This window comes from Streptomyces sp. NBC_00503 (assembly GCF_036346895.1).
In the GTDB taxonomy this organism is placed as follows: Bacteria; Actinomycetota; Actinomycetes; order Streptomycetales; family Streptomycetaceae; genus Streptomyces.
Genome location: NZ_CP107855.1, coordinates 323,836 through 344,162, shown reverse-complemented (window position 1 = coordinate 344,162; position 20,327 = coordinate 323,836). Strand labels below are relative to the sequence as shown.

Below are 20,327 nucleotides of genomic sequence, written 5' to 3'. Positions count from 1 at the left end.
GTAATGCCTTGACGTGCGTGTCGAACAAGCTATCGAATACGGTCTACGCTGGAGAGACCGGACGGGGAGTCGGGTGTCGACGATCGGGGGCTGACAGGGAGCTGGAGGTGGTGGTGCGATGTTCGCGCACCTGCACGTCGCCTCCGGCTACTCGGCGCGCTACGGCGCGGCGCTGCCCGGCGGCCTGGTCGAGAGGGCGGCGCAGCAGGGTCTGCGGGAGCTGGCGCTGACCGACCGGGACACCGTGGCCGGTGCGGTCCGGTTCGCACAGGCCTGTGCGAAGGCCGGGATCCGGCCGCTGTTCGGTGCGGACCTCGCGGTTCCGGACCTCGCGGTCCCGACTCGCGCGGTCCGGGCTCGCGCGGTCCCGGACCTGGCGGTCCCGTCTCTCGATCCGATCGGCCGGGCGCCGTCGAAGGGCCGTGTTCCGGCCCGGGGCGGTGCGTTCGTCGCCGACTCCGCGCCGCGGGCCACCCTGCTGGCCCGCGACGGCGCCGGCTGGGCCAACCTGTGCGCGCTGATCACCGCCGCCTGGGCCGCCCGGCAGCAGGCCGGTGGTGGGCAGCCGGTCGTCCCCTGGTCCGCGATCCAGCAGCACGCCGAAGGGCTGACCGTACTGCTGGGACCGGCGTCCGAGCCGGTACGGGCACTCGTCGCAGGCCGTACGGACCGGGCGGCCGAGCTGCTCGCGCCGTGGCGGGAGGTGTTCGGGCAGTACCTCCGGCTGGAGGCGGTGCACCACCGCCGCACCGGCACCGGACCGGGCTCGCTCCGGCTGGCCGCCCGCACCCTGGGACTGGCCGCCGACCTCGACCTGCTCGCCGTCCTGACCAACGCGGTCCGCTACGCGGACCGGGACCAGGCGCCGGTCGCCGACGTGCTGGACTCGGCCCGCCTGCTCACCCCGATCCGGCCCGGCCGCACCTGCAACGGCGAGCGGTCGCTGAAGGGCGCCGCCGAGATGGCCGAGCTCGCCGAAGAAGTCGCCCGGGCGGCCGGACAGGAGAACGGCGGGGCCGTACACCTGCTGGCCACCACCGCCCGCACCGCCTCCGAGTGCCGTCTCGACCCGTACGCGGACCTCGGGATCGGCCGCGTGCACTTCCCCGAGGAGCGCGTCATCGGCGTGGCCCCCGGCACGTCCGCCCGGACGCTGCGCGAGCGGTGCGAGGCGGCGATGGTCCGCCACGGTTACGACCGCTCCGCGACCATGCGGACCCGCCTGGACGAGGAGCTCCGGGTGCTGAACACGCTCGGCTGGCCTTCGTACGCCCTGACCGTGGCCCAAGTCGTCGATGACATCCGGGAGATGGGCATCCGGGTGCAGGCCCGGGGTTCCGGCGCCGGCTCCTTGGTGGTGCACCTGCTCGGCATCTCCTTCGCCAACCCGCTGGAACACGGACTGCTGATGGAGCGATTCATCAACCTGCGCCGCCGCACGCTGCCGGACATAGACATCGACGTGGAGTCCGCCCGGCGCCTGGACGTCTACCGCCGGATCATCGACCGGTTCGGCACCGAGCGGGTCTGCACCCTCAGCATGCCGGAGACCTACCGGGTGCGGTGGGCGATCCGCGACGCCGGACTGGCACTCGGCCTGCCCCCGGACGAGGTCGGACGCCTGGCCAAGGCCTTCCCGCACATCGCCGCCCGCTCGGCCCGCACCGCGCTGCGCGAACTCCCGGAACTGCGGCAGGTCGCCGCCCACGCGGACCGGTACGGGCGGCTGTGGGACCTGGTCGAGGGACTGGACTCGCTGCCCCGGGGCAGCGCCATGCACCCGTGCGGTGTCATCCTCTCCGACGCCACCCTGCTGCGGCGCACCCCCGTCGTCCCCACCGCCACCGAAGGTTTCCCCGCCACCGTCTTCGACAAGGAGGACGTGGAGGGCGACGGCCTCGGACTCCTCAAGCTCGACGTCCTGGGCGTGCGGATGCAGAGCTCGATGGCGTACGCGGTGCGCGAGGTCGAACGCACCACCGGCGAGCGGATCGACCTGGACGACCGCACCAGGGTGCCACTGGACGACCCGGCCGCCTACGAGCTGCTGCGCGAGGGCGAGTCGCTGGGCGTCTTCCAGCTGGAATCCCCAGGACAGAAGGACCTCCTCGGCCGGCTCCAGCCGGAGACCTTCGCCGATCTGGTCGCCGAGATCTCCCTGTTCCGCCCGGGCCCGGTGCAGGCGGACATGATCCGTCCGTTCCTCCTCGGCCGGCACGGCAAGAAGACCGTCACCTACCCCCACCCGGACCTGGAGCGGTGGCTGAGCTCCACCTACGGGGTGGTCATCTACAACGAGCAGGTGGCGGGCCTGTTCGCCACCATGACCCGGAGCGACCTGGCCATGGGTGAGGAAGCCCGCCGCGCCCTGGCCAAGCCGGAACGCCTGCCGAAGCTCCAGACCTGGTACCGGCAGAGCGCCGCCGCGGCCGGCTACCGGCCGGAGGTGATCGACTCGGTGTGGCGGATGCTCGAGAACATGGGGGCCTACGGCTTCGCGAAGAGCCACGCGACCGCCTTCGCGCTGCCCACCCTCCAGTCCGCCTGGCTGAAGGCGCACTTCGCGGCGCCGTTCTACGCCGGGCTGCTGGAGCACGACCCCGGCATGTACCCGAAGCGGCTGGTGCTGTCCGACGCCCGCCGCCGCGGCGTCCCGATCCTGCCGCTGGACGTCCAGCACTCCGCCACCCGCTACCGCACCGAACGGCTTCCGGACGGCCGCCTGGGCCTGCGGGTCTCGCTGGCCGACGTCCGCGGCATCACCGACGAGCAGGCCGCCCGGATCGAAGCGGGCCGGCCGTACACGGACCTCGCCGACTTCTGGGCCCGGGCCCGGCCGGCCCATCCGGTCGCCGACCGCCTCGCGCGGATCGGCGCCTTCGCCACCCTCGTCCCCGGAGCCGGTCGCCGCGACCTGCTCCTGCAGATCGAGGAACTCCACCGCCACCAGCGGACCTCCACAGGAGCCGGTCAGCTCACCCTCACCCCGGCCGGCGCAGGCCCGTACCCCGGGCCGAGCGGTCTGCCGGTGATGACTCCGAGCGAGGAGCTGGAGGCCGAGCTGGAGGTCATCGGCATGGACGCCTCCCGGCACCTGATGGAACCGCTGCACCCGCTGCTGGCCGAGCTCGGCGTCACCCCCTCCTACCAGCTGGGGGACCGGCCGGCCGGCGAGACCGTGCTGGTGGCGGGCGCGAAGGTCGCCATCCAGACCCCGCCGATGCGCTCCGGGCGGCGCACCATCTTCGTGTCCCTGGACGACGGCAGCCCGGGTGGCCAGATCGACCTGACCTTCTTCGACGACACCCACGAGCAGGCCGCCTACCCGCTGTTCCACCACTTCCTGCTGCTCGCCCGAGGCGCCGTCTCCCGCCGCGGCAAGTCCGTCTCCGTCATCGGCACCCACGCCTGGAACCTCCAGGACATCGCCGACGCCCACCGGGACGGCGGCCCCGCCGCCGTCCGCGCCCTCCTCGCCACCGCCCCCCGCGCCGATCACTCCGATGGAGCCGAAACGGGCGTCCGCCCCGCCCGGTCCGGGGGAGCGGGACGGCTGTGGCACGCCAGCCAGGGGAGCGCCGGATGAACATCGCCACCAGGGTGACGGTCCTTCACCTGCGCATCCACGGAGCCCCGTTCGACACGTACCGTGAACTGTTCACCGTGCTCGGCGACATCACACCCGTCGTCCAAGCCCTCCCGCCGGACAGCGCACTCCTCGAACTGGACGGAGCCATCCGGTACTTCGGGCAGTCGCCGGCCCAGCTCGCCGACCTGCTGCAGACCCGCCTCGCCGCCCGCTACGGCCTGCTCAGCACCGGTGGGATCGGCCCCAACCGCATGCTCGCCACCATGGCCGCCGACGCCGCCGCCCCCGGCACCGTCTCCGTGCTGGGTGACGACCCCGTGGAGCAGGCCGGATTCCTGCGGACCCGGACCGTCCGCGAACTGCCGGGCGTCGGAGCGGCGTTGGAACGCTCTATGGCCAAGTACGGCATCCAGAGGGTCGGAGACCTGGCCGACCTGCCGGTGAGCACCGTGCAGCGCATCGCCGGAGCCTCGACCGGACGCCTCGTCCACGAACGCGCCCACGGCACCGACCGACGCGCCGTGACCCCGGCCGGACCGCCCGCCACCCTCACCAGCGGCCACCGCTTCGACCACGACGTCCTCGACCACGAGCAGGTCCGCCGCGCCCTGCTCGCCGCCGCGGGCGACCTCGGCACCCGCCTGCGTGCGGCCGGGCAGGCCACCCGCACCGTCGAGCTCCAGGTCACCTACGCGGACCGCTCCACCACCACCCGCTCGCGCACCCTGCGCGAGCCCACCGCCCACACCCCGATGATCCGGGACGCCCTGTACTCCGCCTTCACCTCCCTCGGCCTGCAACGGGCCCGCATCCGGGCCGTCACCGCCCGGACCGGAAACCTGGCCGCCGCCACCGGAACCGCCGTCCAGCTCACCTTCGACCGGCCCACCGAGAGCCACCGCACACTGGAACCCGTCCTGGACCGGGCCGCCAGGCGCTTCGGCTCCGGCGCGACAGTGCCGGCAGTCCTCGGCCGCCGTCTTCCCCGCGGGCAGGACACACGGTGAGGTGCTGCTCCGCATCGGAGCCGGTGGCGGGCCCGGTGGCGATGCCGTGCTGCTCTTCGTCGGGGCGGCCCTTCTTGGGCAGCAGGAAGGTGATCGCGAGGAAGGCCACCAGCAGATACGCCTGGACCAGCAGCGCGCGGTGGAAGCCGCCGACGAAGTCACCGGTTTTGGCCTGGGCGAAGAACACCGAGCCGAAGACCGCGACGCCGATGGAGCCGCCGATGGCCTGCACGGCCGACAGGACGCCGGAGGCGGATCCGATCTCGTCGTCGTCGACCGGGGCCAATATGAAGCTGAACAGGGCGGCGATCACCATGCCGGCGCCGATGCCCGCCACCGCCACGCCGGGAACGATGTCCCGGATCGAGAACGAGGCGGCATCGAGGCCGTCGAGCTCGAACCACAGCACGGCCGCGCCGACCAGCTGGACCAGCGGTCCGGTCTGGAGCACCTTGCGGCCGATCCTGTCGGCGAGGAACGCGCCACTGACCGCGCCGCCGATCGCCGTTCCCACGGCGAGGGGCAGGTTGCCCAGTCCCGCTTCACCGGCGGTGAAGTGCCGGCCGATCTGGAGGAACAGGGTCAGTACGAGCTGGATGCCGATCAGTCCGCCGAAGAACAGGGCGATGCCGCCGAGGCCGATGGTGAAGGCCGGCTTGCGCAGCAGGCCCGGGGTCACCAGCGGCTCGCGGCTCGCGGCCCGCGGCGGCCGCGCGGCGCTGCTGGAGGGCGAAGAGAGCCACGGCCACGGCCACGGCTCCGCGCAGGCGCATCGCCGCGCGTGCGCTCAGGGTTGCGGGCGACCGGCGTTCTCGGGTGCGGCCGTTGTGGTGTCCCAGTCGATGTGGTGGCCGTAGGTCTGGCGGCTCTGCTCGCCGTTGGCCAGCCGCGGCAGGATCAGCGGCATCACCAGGTCGCGGATGATCCGTCCGGCCGGGCCGGCGGCCTTGTTGTTGTTGACCCGGGCGGCCTGCTTCACGATCCGTTCGACGCGCGGGCGGCGCAGGGCCTCGTACGCGGTGAAGGCGCTCTCGATCGTGGGGAGATCGCGCAGGGCCTTGGCCAGTTCCACGGCGTCCTCGACGGAGAGGGAAGCGCCCTGTCCCGAGGTGGGGGAGGGGGCGTGGGCGGCGTCACCGATGGTGATCATCCGGCCGCGGTGCCAGGCGGGGAGCGTCAGCAGGGCGTGCATGGGGCCGGCCGGGGTGATCTCCTGGCTGGCGCGGACGAGGGCCGCGGCGGGGCCCGCGTCGTCGGCGAAGAGGTCGGTGAGCTCGCGGCGCCACTGCTCGGAGCCGATGTTCTCCAGTTCGCCGCGGGCGGGCTCGGCGGGGCGGGGCAGGTTGGCGAACCACCAGACCTCGCCGTCGGGGGCGGGCACGTAGCCGAAGAAGGCGCGCTTGCCGAACATCATCCGGTAGCTGCCCGTCCGCGTGTCCACGGGCACTCCGCGGGTGTAGCCGCCGAGCCCGATGAGCCCGGAGTAGGCAGGGGCGGGGGCCGCGGGATCGATCAGGCCCCGGACCGTGGAGTGGATGCCGTCGCAGCCGATCAGCAGGTCGCCGTACTCCTCGCTGCCGTCGGCGAAGACCGCGCGGACTCCGTTTCCGGTGTTCTGTGCGTCGACCAGGCGCTTGTCGTGCTCGATGCGGATGCCGCGGCGCAGCGCCTCGTCGCGGATCGCACCGTAGAGGTCGGCGCGCTTGAGGGTCCGACTGGTGACGTTCGCGTCCGGGCGGCTGGTGCGGATCCGTCCGAGCGCCTTGCCCGTGGTGGAGACGATGTCCATCGTCGGGGTCGCGAAGCCGGCGGTGATGGCCGGGGCGTCGGCGTCGATGGTGCGCAGGGCGTCGATGCCGTTCGAGCCCAGGGTCAGGAAGACGCCTACGCCGTCGGCGCCGGTGGTGTGGGCCTCGTAGACGACCGGGTCGATGCCGGCCTTCTGCAGCGCCATGGCGGCGGCGGGTCCGGCTATGCCGCTACCGATGATCAATGCCCTCACGGTGGGTCCACCCTTCTGTTTCGTTTCGTTGCGGTGAGTCATTCGGACAATCCAAGGCCGGTCGGCCGGCCTTGCGGGACGGGTTGGTGGCCCGGCTCGGACCGCTGGCGGCGGGCGGACTCGCCCGCCACCTGAACCCTCGAGCCGGCCTCCGCGGCCGTGTCAGGCCGCGGCGTCCAGGGCTGCGGCGTCGAGGGTCGCGGTGATCTTGCGGATCATGGACGCTTCGGCGGGACCGGCCTCGCCCCGGTGGGCGCGGGAGGCGGCCTCCATCACGACGGCGATCGTCTCGCGGAAGTTGTCGACCTCCTGCGGGGCCTTGGCCTTGAGCAGCGCGACCGAGGAAGTCAGCGCGGCGAAGACCCGGTCGGCGACGTCGGCGGTGGACTTGCCGCCGAGCTCCATGCCCTTCGGGCTCGCCGCCATGACCCGGCCGACGGCGCCGGTGGCGGAGGACAGGGCCTTGCCGCCGGCCATGCCGGAACGGGTGGACGAAATGAGGCCGGGGTCCGCGGCGGCCATCAGGCCGACCACGCCGTGGGCGGCGGTCTGCAGGATGAGCTGCTCGTCGGTGGTGAAGGTGATCTCGGACATGGCGGTGCTCTTCTCTGTGGGGTGTGGTGGCGTTCCCTTATTAGCTCGAATCTCAGGTATCTTGGATGTCGAGCGATTGATGTCCACCATGAACGGAGATGGCTTGAATGTCAAGCGAAGAGGAGGGGGTTGCGGCGAAGCTGGGCGGAGCCGTCCAGGGCTACCAGTCGACCGTTGACGACTACGACCGCGAGACGGCCCGCCTGTTGGGCGTCAACGAGACCGATCTGCGGTGCCTGGAGATCCTCATGGCCACCGAGGAGGCCGCCCCCAGCGCGCTCGGCACGCAGCTGGGCCTGACCACCGGCAGCGTCACCGCGATGCTGGACCGCCTGGAGAAGGCCGGCTACCTCACGCGCAGCCCGCACCCCACCGACCGGCGTCGCACCCTGGTGCGGGTCACCCCCGAGGCCTCCGGGCGGGCGTACGCCCTGATCGCTCCGTTCATCGAGGACTCCACGCGACAGGTCATGGGCCGCTACAGCGCCGAGCAGCTCGAACTCGTCGCCGATTTCCTCACCTTCAGCCAGGGCGTCCAGCAGTAGCACGTACAGCGCCTGCGCGAGATGCCCGCACCCGGCCCCACCCGCAGCGGCGGCCGCCAAGCCCCGGGCCCCCGCCGCACCGGCGCCTCCGGGAACCGGTGACTCGGGCCGCGCGTGGGCCGGCCGGCGGGGTGGCGGGCGGGGATGGCGGTAGTAGCGGCCCCCGGCCGCTTTGACCTTGCCGCGACGTCACGGCTTGCCGGTGAATCCCGCGGCCTCCCGGGGCGGGGGCCGGAGGTCCGATCGCGCCGCGCTCCGGGTGGAATCCGCCAATTCGAGCCGGTGCGGCCCCAGTTGGCGAGGCGCGCGGATAGCGTCCCCCAATGCCTTCGAACGCACGGACGCCCTACGTCACTTCGCCCGCCGCCCCGCCCGCAGCGGCACCCAGCCGCCGGACCCTCCTGCGTACGGCCCTGGCGGGCACCGCCGCCGCGGGATCCGTCCTCGGCCTCGGCTCCGCCTCCCCGGCCGCCGCCGCCCCCTCCGGCGGACCGGCCGAGGCCGCGGAAGTCGAGGCCGCGGAAGCCGCGGGTGGTTCCCGTCCCGCGACCCCGGGCGAGGCGCTGCGCCGTCTGACGGCCGGGAACCGGCGCTGGGCCGCGTACTGCCAGCGGCATCCCGACGAGTCGCCTTCGGTGCGTGTTCGGGTGGCCCGGGAGCAGCACCCGTTCGCGATCGTGCTGGGCTGTGTGGACTCCCGGGTTCCGCCGGAGCTGGTCTTCGACCAGGGGCTCGGTGATCTGCTGACCGTCCGCGCGGCGGGGGAGGTGCTGGACGAGGCGGTGCTCGGCAGCGTCGCGTACGGGGTTCTGGAGTTGGACGTCCCCCTGGTCGTGGTCCTCGGCCACGAGTCGTGCGGGGCCGTCGGTGCGGCCGTCCGCGCCGATGAGACCGGCGCCCAGCTGCCCGCCCACATCCAGTACCTGGCCGAGCAGATCCGTCCTTCCATCGACCACGGCCTCCAGGGCGCGGCCCGGATCGCGGCCACCATCGACGCCCATGCGCGCAGCACCCGGGCCCGGCTGGCGGCGGAGCCCGACATCGCCCGCGTCATAGCCGCCGGTCGACTGGCCGTGGTGGCGGCCCGCTACGACCTGCGCGACCAGAAGGTCCGGATGCTGCGATAGCCGACCTGGTTTTCGACGGCACGCGATATCGAGGTCGGCACGCAAAAACACCCCGGAACCGTTTGACGGCCGGGGTGTTTGTCTGCGTATATTTGATGTTTCACATCTTCGCCGAGCGATGACGTGAAGAAGCTTATGAGGACACTGTATCGCGTCAGGAGTGGAATTGTCAACCGAAGAATTCCGGAATGAACAGCAATTCATCACCGCCCTCTACACGCGCCTCGACGACCTGCGTGACCAGGCCGAACGTGCCGTACAAGGGGCCCTCGGCGCCACCGGCAGCGGGTTCCAGGCGCGGCTGGAGAGGGATGTCCTGGTTGCCGAGCAATCCGGTCTGCTTTCCGCTCTGAACTCCGGCGAGAACGGCCTCTGCTTCGGCCGCCTCGAGTTCTCCGACGGGCAGGACCACCACATCGGCCGTATCGGGATCAGGCAGGACGACACCGAGCGCACCCCCCTCGTACTGGACTGGCGGGCCGATGTCGCGCGCCCCTTCTACCTCGCGACCGGCCATTCCCCCATGGGGTTGCGCCGACGCCGCCACATCACCACCCGGGGGCGCGAGGTCACGGCCCTGCACGACGAGATCCTCGACCTCGCCGACACCGAGCGCACGGGACACGAGGGCGCCGACGCGGACGCCGTGCTGCTCTCCGCGCTCGACGCCGCCCGGACCGGCCGGATGCACGACATCGTGCAGACCATCCAGGCCGAACAGGACCGCATCATCCGCTCCACCCACCGGGGGATCCTGGTCGTGGAGGGCGGGCCGGGCACCGGCAAGACCGCCGTGGCCCTGCACAGGGCCGCGTACCTCCTCTACGCGCACCGCGAGCTGCTCGCCAAGCGCGGCGTACTGATCGTCGGGCCCAACCCGGCCTTCCTCGGCTACATCGGCGAGGTGCTCCCGGCCCTCGGCGAGACCGGAGTGCTGCTCGCCACCCCCGGCGAACTCTTCCCCGGCATCCGCGCGACGGCCGCCGACCGCCCCGGCGCCGCCGCGGTCAAGGGCCGCGCCGCGATGGCGGAGGTCCTGGCGCAGGTCGTACGCGACCGGCAGACACTGCCCGAGACCGTGCCGGCGGGCAGCGGCGAGGAGGCCGACCTGGTGCCCGAGCCGGCCCTGGAGATCGACCACGACGACTACGGGACCCTGCTGCTCGACCGGACCATGGCCCACGAGGCCCGGGACCGGGCCCGCTCCACCGGGCTGCCGCACAACCTGGCGCGCCCCTACTTCGCCTTCCGGATCATCGACGCGCTCACCGAGCAGCTCGCCGACCGCCTCGGCGCGGACCCCTACGGCGGCCCGAACCTGCTGGGCCCGGACGACATCGCGCAACTGGGCAAGGAGATCGCGACCAGAGCCGAGGTGCACGCCGCCATCGACACGCTGTGGCCGCCGCTCACGCCCCGGCAGCTGATCCGCGACTACCTCGCCGACCCCACGCACCTCCCGGAACGGGAAGCCGACCTGATCCGCCGTACGACGACGGGCGACGCGGACTGGACACCGGCCGACGTCCCGCTGCTCGACGAGGCCGCCGAACTGCTCGGGGTCGACGACACCGCCCGGCGCGCCGCCGAAGAGCGCGAGCGCCTGGAGCGCGTCGCGTACGCGCAGGGCGTCCTCGACCTGTCCGCGGGATCGGAGTCGTACGAGTTCGAGGACATGGAGAACGAGTTCCTCGCGGCCCACGACCTCATCGACGCCGAGCGGATGGCGGAGCGGCAGGAGGAGGACGACCACCGCAGCGCCGCCGAGCGGGCCGCCGCCGACCGCACCTGGGCCTTCGGCCACGTGATCGTGGACGAGGCGCAGGAGCTGTCCGCGATGGCCTGGCGCCTGCTGATGCGCCGCTGCCCGACCCGCTCCATGACCCTGGTCGGCGACCCGGCCCAGACCGGCGACGAGGCCGGCTGCGGCTCCTGGCAGCAGATCCTGGCCCCCTACGTCGAGGACCGCTGGGAGCTCGTGCGCCTCGGGGTCAACTACCGCACGCCCGCGGAGATCATGGACGTGGCGGCCGCCGTGCTCCGGGCCCGCCACCCCGGCTTCGAACCGCCGAGCTCGATCCGCTCCACGGGCCGGCGCCCCTGGGTGCGTGCGACCGGGGATCCGGCCGCCGCGGTCGCCGCGGCGGTACGGGACGGGGCCCCGGCCGGGGGCCGGATCGCGGTGATCGCCCCGCGCCCGCTGCACGAGGCGCTGGCGGCCGCGCTGCCCGGCGTGCGCGCGGGGGAGGAGCCCGACCTCACGCGCCCCGTCGTGCTGCTGGAGCCGCGCCAGGCCAAGGGGTTGGAGTTCGACACCGTGATCGTCGTGGAACCGGCGGACCACGAGCCCAGCGATCTCTACGTGGCCCTGACGCGTGCCACCCAGACCCTCGGGGTGGTGCACACCGGGCGCCTGCCGGAGGGGCTGGAGCAGGGGCTGGAGGAGCGGCCGTAGGGAAATGAGGTGGCATCGGACGGCGAGGTCCATATGGTGACGATCATGACCGACTTGATCACCACCCCCGTGGAACCCGGCCTCCTGCGCGGTGCGCTCGACGTGGAACGCACCGCGCACGGCGTGCTGCCCCACCGGCTGCCCGCCCGGGCCCGCGCACAGTTCCCCGACCCCTACCTCGCCATGGTGGAGGCCCAGCCCTCCGGAGTCCGGCTGGTCTTCCGCACCCGCGCCACGGTCGTCGAACTGGACGCGCTCCCCACCAAGACCGCCTACGCGGGCGCACCGGCGCGGCCGGACGGCGTGTACGACCTGCTCGTCGACGGCCGGCCGGCCGGGCGGGGCAGCGTGCCCGGCGGCAACCTCCGTACGGTCGTGGACATGGTCACCCAGGCCTCGGAGTTCAGGCCCGGCCCGCCCGGCACCCTGCGGTTCGACGGCCTGTCGGACGAGATGAAGGACGTGGAGATCTGGCTCCCGCACACGGAGGTCACCGAGCTGATCGCCCTGCGCACCGACGCCCCGGTCGAGCCCGCAGCGGACCGCGGTCGCAGGGTCTGGCTGCACCACGGCAGCTCGATCAGCCACGGATCCAACGCCGCGAGCCCGGCCACGACCTGGCCGGCGCTGGCCGCGGCGCTCGGCGGCGTGGAGCTGGTCAACCTGGGGCTGGGCGGCAACGCCCTGCTCGATCCGTTCACGGCCCGCGCCATGCGGGACACGCCCGCGGACCTGATCAGCGTCAAGATCGGCATCAACCTGGTCAACACCGACCTGATGCGCCTGCGCGCCTTCGGCCCCGCGGTCCACGGATTCCTCGACACGCTGCGCGAGGGGCATCCGACCACGCCGCTGCTGGTCGTCTCCTCCGTCCTGTGTCCCATCCAGGAGGACACCCCGGGACCCCTCGCGCCGGACTTCAGCGGCGGCAGGCTGGGCTTCCGGGCCCTGGGCGACCCGGCGGAGGTTCCGGCCGGACGGCTCACGCTGTCCGTCATCCGTGCGGAGCTCTCCCGCATCACCGCGCAGCGGGCGGCCGAGGACCCCAACCTGTACTACCTGGACGGCCGTTCCCTCTACGGCGAAGCCGACTTCGCCGAGCTGCCGCTGCCCGACGACGTGCATCCGGACCCCGCCGCCCACCGCCGGATCGGCGAGCGGTTCGCGGAGCTGGCCTTCGGCGAGGGCGGGGCGTTCGCGGTGTGACCCGCCCGTCCACCCGGGTGAGTCCGCGGCCGCCGGGCCCCGCGGGAGCCCGGGGCCCGCTACAACCTGGATCGTGATCAGGAACCTGCGGGCCCGCCGGCCGTCCCTCCGCAAGGCCGCCGCATGCGCGGCCGCCTTGCTCGCCCTGCCCCTGACGGCAGCTCCGGCGCATCCGGCCGAGGGGGTGCCCCGTACCGGCTTCGAGGCCGCGTACGGCAGGCACTGGACCACCGGGTCCCAGGAGGGGGAGTTCCTCGACGCCCTCGACCGGGACCACGAGGAGGTCCTCGTCCAGCGCATCGGCACGACCGTGCGGGGCCGCCCGCTGCGGCTGGTGAGCATCGGCGGCCACCCTGCGGGCCACGGCGGCCGGGCCCCTGTGAGCGTCCTCCTCGTCTGCAGTCAGCACGGTGACGAACCGGCAGGGCGCGAGGCCTGCCTGAGCACCGTCCGGGACCTCGCGTACGCCCGTGACCCGGCGCTCCGGCGCCTCCTGGACACCGTCACCTTCCTCGTCGTCCCGACCGCCAACCCGGACGGCCGGGCGGCCGGCACCCGCGCGAACGCGGCCGGCACCGACATCAACCGCGACCACATCGCCCTGGCCTCCCCCGAGGCGCGGGCCGTCGCCGCCGTGCTGCGCGACCACCGCCCGCAGGTCGTGTACGACCTGCACGAGTACCGCGCCACGCCGGGCAGCTACGACAAGGACCTCTTCGACCTCTGGCCGCGCAACCTCAACACCGACCCGGGGGTCTACGCCCAGTCCCGCCTGCTGTCCGCCGAGTACGTCAGGGAGGCGGCGCATGCCGCCGGGTACTCCACCGGCACGTACGGCATCCGCACCGACCCGGCCACCGGCGCCCCGGTCGGACAGACCGCCGGCGACGGCCAGGAGCGGATCCTGCGCAACGCGGCGGGCATCAAGCACGCGGTCACCCTGCTCATCGAAAGCCGCATCGAAGCGGCCGGCGAAGCCGAGAAGGCGGACGAGGCCCTGAACCGCCGCCGCCGCGTCGACTCCCAGCTGGCGGGCCTGCGCGGCCTGTTCGGCTACCTCGGCGAGCGTACGGGCCCGCTGGCGGCGGCCACCGCCGCGGCCCGCCGGGCCGGGTACCGGCAGGACGCGGGCCCGGTCCGGCTGGGCGGCGCGGACAACGTACTCGCGGCCGACGGGGAGGTCCTGAACGATCCGCCCTGCGGCTACCGCCTCACCCCGACCCGGTACGCCGAGGTCGCAGCCCGTCTCGCACTCCACGGCGTACGCGCCACCCGTGCGGGTGCGGGGGCGGACGTGATCGTTCCGCTGCGCCAGCCCCTGCGCGCCCTCGTCCCGCTGCTCCTCGACGGCCGGGCCCGCGACCGGCTCGCGGCGGGGGAGCCGGTGACGGACTGTCGAGCCTGACGGGGGGTCGACAAGTGACAAGTGCGCTGGTCATCCGGGTGGTGTGAGCTATCTTGGGACCGGATCGGTGCGAGAGGGAGGACCTTCGGTGTCATCGGGGCAGAAGGCGCGCGCACAAGCGGCCGCGATCACGCCGAGCGGGCAGGCGGCCGACCACGAGCGGGTACCGGTCGACCGGGTCCAGGCGCTCTTCGACGGCCACGCCCTCTCCCCGGGACAGCGCCGGATCGCCCAGTACCTGGTCGACCACCTCACCGAAGCCGCGTTCCTCTCGATCACCGAACTGGCCGAGCGGGCCGGCGTGAGCCAGCCGTCCGTGACCCGGTTCGCGTCCTCCCTCGGCTTCAGCGGCTACCCGGCCCTGCGCGAGGTGCTCCAGCCGATCGCGCTCAGCGCGGTGGCCGGCGCCCCGGACGGCCGCGAGCAGACCCGCCGCAACGAGCTCCAGGCGGCCGTCGACGCCGAGATCGAGAACCTGGAGAACCTGCGCAGGCTCTTCGTCGACACCAACCAGGTGCTCGACATCGGCCGCGAACTGGCCCGTTCGGTGCCGTTGACGGTCCTCGGGCTGCGGATCTCCGTCTCCCTGGCGGAGTACTTCGCGTACGCGGCCCGCCGGATCCACCCCGACGTACGCCTGGTGACCGGCGGCGGCAGCGTCGCCTACGACGCGCTGCTGCAGGCCCGTGCGGCGGGCGGCAGCTGGGTGCTGGCCTTCGCCATGCCCCGGCACGCCAAGGAGACCCTGGCGGCGCTGCGGGCCGCCCGCAGCGCCGGGTTGCGGATCGCGCTGATCACGGACCGCACGCTGGGGCCGCTGGTGGACGAGGCCGACGTGGCGCTGACGGCGGGGACGGGCTCGCGGCTGGTCTTCGACTCCTACGCGGCTCCGGGCATCCTGTCCGCAGCACTGCTCCAGGCCATGGCCGATGCCGAACCCGAGCGGACGCAGGCACGGCTCGAAGGCTATGAGCAGGCCGCTGACCAGCACGGATTCTTCCTCTAGGGCTGATCGTGGGGCCGATCAGGCCAATATATTCAGGCCATCCCCAGGCATGAATATTTTCATACGCTTGCCTACTCTGCGGTATATATGTTTACTGATGGCGGCGCGGTGATCCGTCAACATGCCAGGGAGAGCGACCCCACGCCCTCCCAGAACAGATGCCCGGCGTGACGTTCCTCCTCCTCACGCCCCGCCAGGCGTCCCGTCCGGCTTTCGGATTTCCGGAGCGCCTTTGCGGCCTCGGCCAACCCCTGGGCCGAGGCCGCCGCAGACCCCTCATGGAAACCTCCCGATCAGAGCTCTACACCCTGTGGAAGCGGCAAGAATGTCTCAGACGGCACTCATCACGCGCAGCCCGGACTGGCCCCTCCAGGTCAAGCGCCCCGGGAACCACGACTGGGAGCGCACGGCGATCCGCTGGCTGCGCGACCTGCTGCCGGCCCGCTACGCCGGCTACGTGACCCTGACCCGCAGCCCCGTACTCCTCGCCCGCCACGCACAGTTGCAGGTGCAGCACGAAATGCGGGCCGTACGCGTGGCGTTGACGACCAGCCGGGCCGAACTCCCCGCCCTCGGCGTGGCCGAGGTGGTCATCGAGAACTCGATCAGGATGTACGCGGTCGAGCTCGAACAACTGGCCCGCCTGGCCCGCGGCATCCGCCTCGTCACCGACGCCCTCGCCCAAGCGGCGGCCCCCAGGCGGTAACCCCTGGGCCGGACGCGAACACCTGGGCCGAACGCGCGGAATGCGACAATCGCCGACTCGGTGCCCGCCTGCCCCGGTGCGTGCCTCTTCGGCCAGGTATGTCGACGGCCGCGGACCCGGACGCCCGTGCATCCGCGGCAGGCACCGGGCCGCCCGGCGGGGCGGCGTCCGGATCGGGCCAGCCGGCGGACGGTACGGGATCGGTGGTGGGTGCACCGAATTTGCCACGGGCGTTTGCGCCCCCTCGACGCGGGTCCCGGCGGACTTGTTGAGTCAGGCCGGAGCTCGGCGCGGAACGTGCACCGAGCTCCCTCTCAACAGATTCCGAGGAGACTCCATGCGCATGATCCGACCCGGCCTCGCCCTCGCCGCCACCGCACTCGCGATGGCGACGGCCGCCGCCGGCCCGGCCTCGGCCGCCGAACCGGGCGCCGCCCCGGCTCCCAAGACGCCCACCTTCTGCACGTACGTGGTCGACACCGGCGAGGGCGGCTGCTTCGCCACCAGGGCCCAGGCCGCCGAACTGGGCGCACAGGCCGAATACAAGGACTTGGGCCGGATCTGGAGCGACGCCAACTCCGGCGGCAGCGAGTTCACCTTCCGCGGGAGCGTCGGCTGCAACTGGCGCTACCCGGAGTTCAACGACCTCTCCAAGTGGGGCTGGAACGACACCGTGAGCTCGGCCCAGGGCATCACCTGCCCGATCACCCTCTGGGAGCACAAGGACTTCCGCGGCGCCCACCAGACGTACTACGGCTACAACGCGTACGTCGGTGACGGCATGAACGACAAGGCCACCTCGGTCAGCTTCGACGTCCGCTGATCCCGGGACCGCGGTGGGTGGGCCCGTACGCGTCCGCGCCCACCCACCGCGGTCCCCGCCGGGGGCGCGTACCGTGTCCGCGCACGGGACGTACGCCACCACAGGAACGGGAGACGCGCCATGAACGCGGTCGACTACCGGGGCCAGACCACGCTGATCACCGGAGCCAGCTCCGGTCTCGGAGAGGAGTTCGCCCGCCGGCTCGCCGCACGGGGCTCCGGCCTCGTCCTGGTCGCCCGCCGCGAGGACCGTCTGCGAAAGCTGGCCGAGGAGCTCTCGGCGTCCCACGGGATCGAGGTCGCGGTCGTACCGATGGACCTCGGCGCGGACCGGGTCGGAGAAGTGCTCGCCGAGGAGCTCGCCCGGCGCGGCATCACGGTCACGAGCGTGATCAACAACGCCGGGTTCGGCACCTTCGGGCCGCTCCACCTGGAGGACCCCGTGCAGCTGCGCCAGGAACTCGCCGTCAACATCGGCGCGGTGGTCGACATCAGCCGCGCCTTCATCGGGCCGCTGCGCACCCACGGCAAGGGGGTGCTCGTCAACGTCGCGAGCATGGGCGCCTACCAGCCCGTTCCCCACATGGCCGTCTACGGGGCCACCAAGGCCTTCGTACTGAGCTTCACCGAAGCGCTCTGGTACGAGTCCCGGGGCACAGGACTGCGCGTGCTCGCGCTCTCTCCCGGCGCGACGACCACCGAGTTCTTCGATGTCATCGGCACGCGCGAGGTGAACGGCGGCACCAGGTTCCAGACCTGCGAGGAGGTGGTCCGCACGACCCTGCGGACCCTCGACCGCAAGAACCCCGGCCCGAGCGTGATCTCCGGCGCCCTCAACCGGATGATGGCCGTCGGCGGCCGCCTCCTGAGCCGCCGCCAACTGGTCAAGTCGGTCGGCCGCCTCATGCCCGCCCCGGACGGCGAGGGCACGAAGGCCCCCGCCGCCTGAGCTCACCCGACGGAGGTGAGGCCCGCGAGCTGCTCCGCGATCACCTCGGCGGAGGGGAACCGCATCCCCATCGTCGAGACGTGCTTCCAGTGCAGGGTGCCGTCCGGCGCGATGACGAAGACGGCCCGGCGCAGGCCGATCAGGGGCGCCGCGATGCCCAGCGCGCGGGCCACCTCGCGGTCGGTGTCGGCGAGCAGCGGCATCCGCAGACCGCGCGACCGGGCGAAGTCCTCGTGGCTGTCGACGCCCTGCGGGCTGATGCCCCACACCTGGGCCCCGCAGGCGCCGAGCGCTTCCAGCCCGTCGGAGTAGGAGCACAACTGCGCGGTGCAAATGGGGGTGTTGTCGCCCGGGTAGAAGGCGAGAACGACCGGGTTCCCGCGCTGCCGGCCGAGCGTGTACTCGCCGCGCACGAAGGTGTCTTCGGTGAGCTGACCGCCGGGGAGCGTGAAATCGCCCACGACGTCGCCCACGGCCGGGATTCGGGTCACGATGGCCGTACCTCTCTGTCGGTGAAGGCCGTACGGTACCCCGGTCGCGCTGACTTCGGTTCAGCGGCGGTGCATGGTGTGCAGCGCCTCCAGGAGGACCCGTGGATCGTGGCCGCCCTTGTAGACGGGCGGCGGCTGCCGGTCCAGGTGGAGCAGCCCCGCGACGGCGGTCCAGGCGGTGCGCACCGAGTACTCGACGGTGAACACCACGTCGTCGGGGACCTCGGCGTACTGCCCGATGAAGGCCAGGTTGGTGGAGCCCGCCGGGACGACCTCGGGCCGGTCCCCGCCCTTGCGGACCAGGAACTGGCTGGTGATGTAGGGCATCAGCGCAGGCCGTACGACGGAGGATTCCAGGATCTGCTCGCTCTGCGCGAGGCGCAGGTGCCCGAGCACCTCCGTCAGGATCTCGCGGCCCGTGCACTGGGCCATCGTCTTGCCGACGTGGTCGCCCGGCTTGTCGGGGAAGAGTGCGTAGCCCCACCAGACGAAGGTGCCGTCGGGCTGCTCGTGGAAGTGCGGCTGGTGGTTGAGGACGATGGTCAGCAGCCAGCCGGAGTCCTTGAAGGTGATCAGCCCGCCCTTGCCGGCCTCGCTGCCGGAGAACTCCTCCATGGCCTTGAAGAACACCGGGTCCTGGCTGGTCACGGTGAAGGATCCCCAGGTGGAGTCCGCTACGGAGGAGTCGAACACGGAGGGGTCGCCGAGCCGTCCCGGGCGCTTGGCCGCCAGGGTCTGCCACAGGCGCCACGAGGCATCGGGCGCGGAGGTGTCCAGTACGGCGGGGGTGTCGGTGGTGCCCAGTGTCGAGTTGGCGGTCATCGAACCGTTGGTGACGAACACCAGGTCCTGCGGCCCCACGGCGATCCGCTCGGCGGCGCCCTCGCGCGTACAGGCCAGGGCGCTGACGGTGATCCCGTCTCCCTCGGCCAACTCCACGTCCGTCACCGTGGTGTTCATCGAGAACGAGACGCCCTGGTCGCGCAGCCACGACTGGAGCGGGCGCACGATCGAGTCGTACTGGTTGAACCGGGTGCGGTAGATGCCCGACATGGTGTCGAAGGTCTTGAACAGGTGGACGAACCGGTTCAGGTAGCGGCGGAACTCGATCGCCGAATGCCACGGCTCGAAGGCGAAGGTCGTGCACCACATGTACCAGAAGTTGGTGGTGAAGAACTCCGGGGTGAAGCAGTCCGAGATGCGCTTGCCGTCCAGACGGGACTCGGGGGTGGCCACGCACGCGACGAGATCGAGCCGGTCGCGCTCGGAGAACCCCATGGAACGGGTGTCGACCCGCCGTCCGGCCGCGTCGACCAGGCGGGCCTTGTCGTTCCAGGCGAAGTCCTCGTGGAAGGCGAAGGTGTCCTCGGTGACCGAGGTGCCCGGCGCGTCCAGGGAGGGGATGGAGCGGAGCAGGTCGTAGGTGCACTCGAAGTGCAGCTCGAACATCCGCCCGCCGCGCATGGTGTAACCGTTCTCGGGGTCTCCGGAGGCGTCCAGACTGCCGCCGGTGCGGTCCTGGGCCTCCAGGACGGTGATGTCCGAGCCCGCGAACTTCCCCTCCCGGATCAGCAGCGCGGCTGCCGACAGAGAAGCGATCCCCGCACCCACCAGATAGGCCTTCGCCACGACACGTCTCCTCAGCCAGGCCGCCGCGGCCCCGGTCGGCCGCACGGTCACCCCGCCAGCCCACCACCCCCTACGGCCCGTCGCGACCCGGGGTGCGCCATCCGCATGGTGAGATGCGGTTCCACGGACCGGGGGCCCCGTGCCAGACTCCTCCCCATGCTGCGCCAGCTGATTATTAGCGCCGGCGTGCCGGCCCCGAGCTGACCGGGCGATCGCCCGACAGCTCACCGCCCGCACGCAGACCTTTCGCATCCGCGAGGGGTCTTCTTGTTTTTCCGGGCCCGATCTCAGAACTGCCCCCCGCACAGGACAGGAGACCCCACTCATGACCCTCAGCGCTGTTCTCCCCGCTGTCGCCTCCGCCGCCGCGACCGCCTCCGTCACCGCGACCGCGACCGCCTCCACCGGCTGCCACACGCTGACCGTCACCGTCCGGGACGGGGGCCATGCCCTCACGCGCATCTCCGCGATGCTCAACAACCTGTCCGTCAGAGCGCTGTCCTACCGGGCCGCCGACAGCAGCGGCCTCGCCGTGTGCGAGATCGTCGTACCCGCCGCCGACTCGCCCCGCGCCCAGGCCAAACTCCTGCGCTGCGTCGAGATCGTCGAGCTCACGGCCCACCCCGCCGTCTGAACCCCGGACCGGCCGAACCCGGTCGCGGCTCGCCCGCACGGGTGGTGTCCGGGCGCCGCGTGCGGGTCAATGCCGCGCCCGGAACGGGGCGTCACGAGGATCACACGCATCACCATGCCGTCCCGCGTCCTGGCGGGCGGCGATGCGACCGGGGAGCCCG

16 protein-coding genes and 1 pseudogene are annotated in these 20,327 nt (G+C 72.4%); 12 read left to right on the top strand and 5 right to left on the bottom strand.

Annotated elements, in window-relative coordinates; genetic code table 11:
- Window positions 1-118: 118 nt before the first annotated feature.
- On the top strand, window positions 119-3,586 hold the full coding sequence (locus tag OG490_RS01720; RefSeq protein WP_330294476.1) for a DNA polymerase III subunit alpha: 3,468 nt from the start codon (window positions 119-121) through the stop codon (window positions 3,584-3,586).
- Window positions 3,583-4,596, top strand: a complete 1,014-nt coding sequence (locus tag OG490_RS01715; protein WP_443065733.1) for a DNA polymerase Y family protein — start codon at window positions 3,583-3,585, stop codon at window positions 4,594-4,596. The genes OG490_RS01720 and OG490_RS01715 overlap by 4 nt, the downstream gene beginning before the upstream one ends.
- A 265-nt stretch (window positions 4,597-4,861) precedes the next feature.
- On the opposite strand, the pseudogene OG490_RS39075 reads toward OG490_RS01715, so the two are convergent.
- The 3 genes and pseudogenes from OG490_RS39075 to OG490_RS01700 form a co-directional block, all read right to left on the bottom strand.
- Window positions 4,862-5,275 (bottom strand): annotated as a pseudogene (locus tag OG490_RS39075) (MFS transporter); the annotation flags it as partial.
- 108 nt (window positions 5,276-5,383) lie between these two features.
- Window positions 5,384-6,589, bottom strand: a complete 1,206-nt coding sequence (locus tag OG490_RS01705; RefSeq protein WP_330294474.1) for an FAD-dependent monooxygenase — start codon at window positions 6,587-6,589, stop codon at window positions 5,384-5,386.
- A 171-nt stretch (window positions 6,590-6,760) separates the two neighbouring features.
- On the bottom strand, window positions 6,761-7,192 hold the full coding sequence (locus OG490_RS01700; protein WP_330294473.1) for a hypothetical protein: 432 nt from the start codon (window positions 7,190-7,192) through the stop codon (window positions 6,761-6,763).
- 107 nt (window positions 7,193-7,299) lie between these two features.
- Here OG490_RS01700 and OG490_RS01695 point away from each other — a divergent pair, with 107 nt between their 5' ends.
- The 9 genes from OG490_RS01695 (at window position 7,300) to OG490_RS01655 (ending at window position 17,413) form a co-directional block, all read left to right on the top strand.
- Window positions 7,300-7,737 carry a MarR family winged helix-turn-helix transcriptional regulator gene (locus OG490_RS01695; RefSeq protein ID WP_330294472.1) on the top strand — a complete coding sequence of 146 codons (438 nt, stop codon included), beginning with the start codon at window positions 7,300-7,302 and terminating at the stop codon, window positions 7,735-7,737.
- Window positions 7,738-8,060: 323 nt separating this feature from the next.
- Window positions 8,061-8,864, top strand: a complete 804-nt coding sequence (locus OG490_RS01690) for a carbonic anhydrase (protein WP_330294471.1) — start codon at window positions 8,061-8,063, stop codon at window positions 8,862-8,864.
- Window positions 8,865-9,030: 166 nt separating this feature from the next.
- A complete protein-coding gene (locus OG490_RS01685) occupies window positions 9,031-11,319 on the top strand; it encodes a HelD family protein (RefSeq protein WP_330294470.1) in 2,289 nt (762 codons plus the stop codon).
- Between the two features lie 45 nt (window positions 11,320-11,364).
- Window positions 11,365-12,525 carry a GDSL-type esterase/lipase family protein gene (locus OG490_RS01680; RefSeq protein WP_330294469.1) on the top strand — a complete coding sequence of 387 codons (1,161 nt, stop codon included), beginning with the start codon at window positions 11,365-11,367 and terminating at the stop codon, window positions 12,523-12,525.
- A gap of 70 nt (window positions 12,526-12,595) precedes the next feature.
- Window positions 12,596-13,930: a M14 family metallopeptidase gene (locus OG490_RS01675; protein WP_443065926.1), complete on the top strand. Its 1,335-nt coding sequence runs from the start codon at window positions 12,596-12,598 to the stop codon at window positions 13,928-13,930.
- Window positions 13,931-14,018: 88 nt separating this feature from the next.
- Complete coding sequence (locus tag OG490_RS01670) at window positions 14,019-14,936, top strand: MurR/RpiR family transcriptional regulator (RefSeq protein ID WP_330294467.1); 918 nt, start codon at window positions 14,019-14,021, stop codon at window positions 14,934-14,936.
- A 325-nt stretch (window positions 14,937-15,261) separates the two neighbouring features.
- On the top strand, window positions 15,262-15,642 hold the full coding sequence (locus OG490_RS01665) for a hypothetical protein (RefSeq protein ID WP_330294466.1): 381 nt from the start codon (window positions 15,262-15,264) through the stop codon (window positions 15,640-15,642).
- Between the two features lie 337 nt (window positions 15,643-15,979).
- Window positions 15,980-16,465 (top strand): hypothetical protein, encoded by a 486-nt coding sequence (locus OG490_RS01660; RefSeq protein ID WP_330294465.1) that lies wholly within the window; start codon window positions 15,980-15,982, stop codon window positions 16,463-16,465.
- A 120-nt stretch (window positions 16,466-16,585) separates the two neighbouring features.
- The gene (locus OG490_RS01655) at window positions 16,586-17,413 is read left to right on the top strand and encodes an SDR family NAD(P)-dependent oxidoreductase (protein WP_330294464.1); all 828 of its coding nucleotides are present in this window, start codon (window positions 16,586-16,588) and stop codon (window positions 17,411-17,413) included.
- A gap of 2 nt (window positions 17,414-17,415) precedes the next feature.
- Here OG490_RS01655 and OG490_RS01650 read toward each other — a convergent pair whose 3' ends face one another.
- The gene (locus OG490_RS01650; protein ID WP_330294463.1) at window positions 17,416-17,904 is read right to left on the bottom strand and encodes a peroxiredoxin family protein; all 489 of its coding nucleotides are present in this window, start codon (window positions 17,902-17,904) and stop codon (window positions 17,416-17,418) included.
- A 60-nt stretch (window positions 17,905-17,964) separates the two neighbouring features.
- Entirely contained in the window at window positions 17,965-19,533 is a 1,569-nt protein-coding gene (locus OG490_RS01645; protein WP_330294462.1) for an oleate hydratase, read from the bottom strand.
- A gap of 325 nt (window positions 19,534-19,858) precedes the next feature.
- Here OG490_RS01645 and OG490_RS01640 point away from each other — a divergent pair, with 325 nt between their 5' ends.
- On the top strand, window positions 19,859-20,167 hold the full coding sequence (locus OG490_RS01640; protein ID WP_330294461.1) for a hypothetical protein: 309 nt from the start codon (window positions 19,859-19,861) through the stop codon (window positions 20,165-20,167).
- The last annotated feature ends 160 nt before the right edge of the window (window positions 20,168-20,327 follow it).